This is a genomic window from Enterocloster sp. 210928-DFI.2.20, assembly GCF_020554465.1.
GTDB lineage: Bacteria > Bacillota > Clostridia > Lachnospirales > Lachnospiraceae > Enterocloster > Enterocloster bolteae.
This window is the reverse complement of the sequence record NZ_JAJCHK010000085.1, coordinates 1-1,278: the sequence shown is the minus strand read 5'-3', so window position 1 is coordinate 1,278 and position 1,278 is coordinate 1. Positions and strand designations below refer to the sequence as shown.

The window sequence follows — 1,278 nt, the reverse complement described above, 5'->3', positions numbered from 1 at the left end:
TTGAGCTATCAGGAAGGGCCCAGGAAGAGAACTACATAGCCGGGATGAAGGCAGGTATCCAGCTCATGGTGGAAGCGCTCCGGTAGAAGAAGCCTGGTTTTGAGGAGAAGAGAGGACAGGTATGGCAGGACGACCAACATATTTCAGGCTGTATGACCATGGCAGGTATATAGGGGAGTACAGAAACTCTGAGCTTATGGAACTGCTGGATATCCGTCACCATCAGTTGATTGGTTATTATAGTGACACCGGCAGGGAGTATAAGGCGCGTTATCTGATTGAACGGATAGAGGAGCCCATGCGTAGAGATTGGGCAGAGGAGTGGGACTGCGCCAGGCTGAGGGCCCTGTGGGACGGAACCCGACTGAAGATTCTGGTAAAGGGGCGGGAGAAACAGCAACAAAGCTGGCTGTGGAAACACAGATAGCAGCCGGTATGGGAACCTTGAAACGGTAGGATGGGATTATATGTAAATTAACCTACATTTACGAAGGGAGACATATGAAAGATTTAAAAAGAGCGGTATTGATAACTATCATTTTGGTGTCAGGATTACTTGGCGGGTGTTCCTCATGTAGCAGGATGGGAAAGTCTATTAGTAGTGAAATGAAGGGAGGGCTTAACCGCACGGTTACGCTTTATGATTATAATGGCGAAGAAATTCGGCATTGGTCTGGTAAGTTTGACGTTTCTGAAAGTGAAAATGAGGTGTACTTTGACGACCAGAACGGAAAACGTATTATTATCCATGGGGGAATTATTGTCAATGAAGAAAATTAGCATTGGAAGTGTAAGGTCGCCAGACAACTGTAACTACATTAAGCGTTGCGGGGAGCCGGGACGGGACAGTAATGGTAAGTGTATGGGATTTAGCCGTGCTGGTGATGATGAGCCAATAGAGGTGTGCAAGCGGTGCGTATACTGCACAGCACATAATGAGGAATATTAATATTTACGGAAGGAGAGGCATGGAAAAAATACCTTTTGTCATGTTTTTGTATGCAAATGAAGAGGGAAAGAGGCAGATTTATGAGGGAGACTGGCCGGAACAGTTTATCAGAGATTTTACAGGTAAGGTAATTACTGATATCGGTGGTTTCTATATCTGCGGTGTATTACAGCCTATAAAAAGTATTGAAGATGCGTTTAGAATTTGTAGAGGATAATTAGAATATGGTTTAGAGAAAGGAAGGAAAAACAGATGGGAACGCTACTGGATGCAATCTCAAAAGAGGACCGGGTGGAGGTCACCTTTTCCGATTTCTACCGGCTCATACG

3 protein-coding genes are annotated in these 1,278 nt (G+C 45.1%); all 3 read left to right on the top strand.

Annotated elements, in window-relative coordinates:
• Positions 1-121 precede the first annotated feature (121 nt).
• The 3 genes from LI015_RS27900 to LI015_RS27890 all read left to right on the top strand — a co-directional run bounded on the left by LI015_RS27900 (position 122) and on the right by LI015_RS27890 (position 1,166).
• On the top strand, positions 122-427 hold the full coding sequence (locus LI015_RS27900; protein ID WP_227126775.1) for a hypothetical protein: 306 nt from the start codon (positions 122-124) through the stop codon (positions 425-427).
• A 74-nt stretch (positions 428-501) separates the two neighbouring features.
• Positions 502-780, top strand: a complete 279-nt coding sequence (locus tag LI015_RS27895) for a DUF5052 family protein (RefSeq protein ID WP_227126774.1) — start codon at positions 502-504, stop codon at positions 778-780.
• Between the two features lie 188 nt (positions 781-968).
• Positions 969-1,166 (top strand): hypothetical protein, encoded by a 198-nt coding sequence (locus LI015_RS27890; protein WP_227126773.1) that lies wholly within the window; start codon positions 969-971, stop codon positions 1,164-1,166.
• The last annotated feature ends 112 nt before the right edge of the window (positions 1,167-1,278 follow it).